Raw genomic sequence first — 3,607 nt, 5'->3', positions numbered from 1 at the left:
ATGTAAAACTCTAAGCAGGCAGAGCCTGCTAACTCATGACAGAAAAAGATGTTTAGCCTATAATAAAGGTGAACAATACCAATACGTGATCTTTAATAGGGCTTTTCCTAGCCTGTATGTCAAACTGGTTGAACAAGAGTCATGAGATGACTCGAATATGCCTTGAGCATGAAAATATCTTACTAGTAGCCTCTTGTTCTATTGTTCAAATAGTTAACAGGAGGTTTTTATAATGGAAGTCATGATTGAAACGTGTTTGTATTCTTTTGAATCAGTAACTAATCCAATTTATCTATCTCTAAATATATAAAATCCCTTTGTAATACTATAAAAAATAACTAACAAAGAAATAACTATAAGACTCGGTTGCCAGAAACCTGATATGTCTATTAAACTACTGCCTAAAAGTTGGCCAATAAAGCTAACTAAAATTAAAATAATTAAATTGAAAACTACTGATACTAATAAAATTAACACCGAATGTATTATTGCCTCGCCTATACGTATTTTAAAAAGTTGTGATCTTGACACTCCCAGTGTCTTTAACTGTTTAATGTCTTCAATATCTTTATTAGAAGATAAAATTGTAAGAGAAATAGAACTAGTAATAATCAGAATAATTGGAGCAGACAGATAAGCAATAAAGGAAGCTCTTGCTTCGAGTACACCGTTTGCTGTATTCATGAATGAATACATATTTTGGGTGTAAAGAATAAACCCAGAAATGAGAGTTACTCCCATGCTCATTGAAGTTTGTATACTTTTCAAATAACTAGGATTGGATAGTAGATTCCAAAAGCCTGTATTAATTACATAATTTTCAGTTGGAAATATCCTCATTAAAAGTTTTATTAGAAACACTTGAATTGATGGAGATAGTGATTGAATAATAAGGATGTGAATAATTAATAAAAATAATATTATGCTTGACTGTGTTGAAATTATTTCTTTGTTTCTACTAAAACTTGCTGAAACAATCAAACCTATACATAGTAACCATAGGATTAAACGAACAGAGATGTTAATAAAACCAGTTACTGTAACTTTTCTTTTTTTCTTTTTTGGTTTTAATATTGATGATATTTTAAGTATACGACTTGAATAAAAGTAAGCCCCTATCCCGACAATTGTTGGGACTATGAAAACACTCAATAAAATTGATTGAATGTTGGCTGTAATAACTAAATCAGGTAACTCATCTCTTCCTAATAAATTTTGTAAAAATTTGTAGTAACTATCTGCCATGATAAATGAAAGTATTGTACCAATACTACTAACAATCACTGCCATTAAATAAAACTGTCCAGATACTAATAAAGATAGCTGAGTTCTGCTTGCGCCTAGGGTAGCCCATAATTGGTAATCCTTTTTAAAGATATCTATTAGCAGTCTTATATTATTTGAAATAAGGAAAAATAGAGTAGTCCCGCCAAAAACTATTAGCATTTGAAAAAGTTGTGAAGCGTTAATATTAGCAGTCTTTATTGCACTAGCAATACCAAATAAAGATGTTCCAACAATCAGGCTAGATACAAATAGTAATGGTATTGTTCCTAACCATTGTCTTTTTGAGTACTGAAATTGGTAAATGATTAATTTTAGCATAATAAATCCTCCTCAAATTAATCTTTACTACTTTCAAGTGCTTGATAGAGCTCATCAGCTGAAGGTTTAATAATTTGTCGAGATATTTTTCCGTCTTTTAAAATGAGTGCTCTGTCAGTTTTTGAAGCCAACTCAATATCATGAGTGACCATAAGAACACATTTTCCTTGACTCGCTAAATTACGAAGTGTTTCAAAAATAAGTTTTCTTGAGACGCTGTCCAGAGCTCCTGTTGGCTCATCAGCAAAAATAATTTTACTATCAGCTATTATTGCACGAGTAATAGCCACTTTTTGCTGTTCTCCACCTGATAAGGTAGCAACTAATGATGATAGTTCTGCTTTAAAATTCAAACTATCCAACATTTTTTTTACTTTATTACTATCAACACTCTTTCCTGAGAGTCTCAGAGGAAGTGTAACATTTTCTAGTACAGGTAGAGCGGGTACCAGATTATAGTTTTGAAAAATAATTGCAATATCTTGCCTTCTAAATTTAGCAAGCTTCCCTTCTTTTAAGGTATATGGATTTATACCATTGATAACAACTTCGCCACTTGTTGGTTCAGATAAACTGGATAAGCAACTTAGCAAAGTAGACTTTCCAGAACCACTGACACCAAGTATTGATACAAATTCCCCGTAATTGACAGATAAAGAAACATCTTTCAAAATAGAGACAGTTTTGTCTTGCCCTAACAAAAATTCTTTTGAAAGGTTTGAGACTTTAACAGCTACATTATTAACCATAATAAATCCTCCTGATTCCAGTGTCATCTTTGATTTAATTATACAAATTGGAATTCTATTAATATTAAGTAAGTAACTTATGAAACGTATTTTTAATGGATAAAATTTCTATTTCCTCTGGATCTCGAATAAAGGTTTTTAGCGAACTAAGAATTTTTTCTATTACCATAATAGTATCATAAATGAGGCTTGATTGAAAGCGTAAACATAGCTTTGTTAAGTGATACAACTATTCTATACAAAATTTAAACATAAAACTTAGGTATACTTAATAAATGAGAATTTAAGTTAGCTATAACTAAGATAGTAGCATATGTAAAACTCTAAGCAGGCAGAGCCTGCTAACTCATGACAGAAAAAGATGTTTAGCCTATAGTGCTGGCATTAAAAAATCCTCACACATCACGCAAGGAAATCGCTAAATAAAACAGGCTTTGACCATGTCGGGATTAATTGCAGCACATTCCAAGGATCCAGCTTTTTCTTTTTTTTATAATAGAATTTCCCAAAGAGTAAGCAAGATGAAGGCCGTCATTGCTTATGCTCATAAGATTCTCAGAATCATTTACAAACTACTTTCCGCCAAGCATACTTATCAAAAAGAGAAGGGGCTAGGACTGAGGAAACAGTTCTAACGCCAAAACTAAAAAATTTCAATTACACGCTAGTACAGGAATTGATTTTTTACGCTTTCTTACTGTTTTTTCAAATAAAAAAGATGACTTACTGAACCTGTAAGCCACCTAATCAGTCGGTTTATTCTGGTGTCTGCCACCGCTTGGCCCGTACGTCCAAGATTGCTATCGGATTTTGTTCTGGTGTCCGCCACCGCTTGGCCCTTATGTCCAAGATTACTATCAGATTGACCATGAGCCGACCACTCATTTATAGACATATTGTATCTTTAAATAGCTACAATTTCAAGTGTAAACTCTTCTATTTGGTCGTATAAGCAAAACTGATGGCACTATCTGCTTGAGAGATTTTTCTAAAGGTATAGTTAGGGTTGCCCCCATAGTTGGTTTCAGACACAAGGAAAGAACCATCATCATAGACCTTCTCTACAAAAGCCACATGACCATAGCTGGCTGGTGTACCATGTGTACCTCCTACAAAAGAAACAATAGCACCTGCTCTTGGTGTAGAGCCCGTTTCCCCACCAAGACTTGAAGCTGTCGCAACCCAGTCTTGACCATTTCCCATGGTATTAATGATTGAAATCTTTTCTCCATTTCTACCTTTTAATTTTAAGC

At 33.1% G+C, this 3,607-nt stretch carries 3 protein-coding genes; all 3 read right to left on the bottom strand.

Features of this window, described 5'->3' with window-relative positions; genetic code table 11:
- Nucleotides 1-288: 288 nt before the first annotated feature.
- A complete protein-coding gene (locus CBI42_RS10440) occupies nucleotides 289-1,605 on the bottom strand; it encodes an FtsX-like permease family protein (protein ID WP_000915988.1) in 1,317 nt (438 codons plus the stop codon).
- A gap of 17 nt (nucleotides 1,606-1,622) precedes the next feature.
- Entirely contained in the window at nucleotides 1,623-2,354 is a 732-nt protein-coding gene (locus CBI42_RS10435; RefSeq protein ID WP_016466107.1) for an ABC transporter ATP-binding protein, read from the bottom strand.
- 936 nt (nucleotides 2,355-3,290) lie between these two features.
- On the bottom strand, nucleotides 3,291-3,607 hold a 317-nt coding region (locus CBI42_RS10420), incomplete at its 5' end, for a CHAP domain-containing protein (protein ID WP_142294104.1).

Origin of the sequence: Streptococcus sp. KR (assembly GCF_002238115.1) — a bacterium.
Lineage (GTDB): Bacteria > Bacillota > Bacilli > Lactobacillales > Streptococcaceae > Streptococcus.
The sequence above is the reverse complement of the archived record's forward strand: the minus strand, read 5'-3'. Positions and strand labels throughout refer to the sequence as shown.

Bases quoted from the DNA above. Each gene is read 5' to 3' on its own strand.
- CBI42_RS10435 (WP_016466107.1), bottom strand. From the start codon at position 2,354: ATGGTTAATAATGTAGCTGTTAAAGTCTCAAACCTTTCAAAAGAATTT.
- CBI42_RS10440 (WP_000915988.1), bottom strand. From the start codon at position 1,605: ATGCTAAAATTAATCATTTACCAATTTCAGTACTCAAAAAGACAATGG.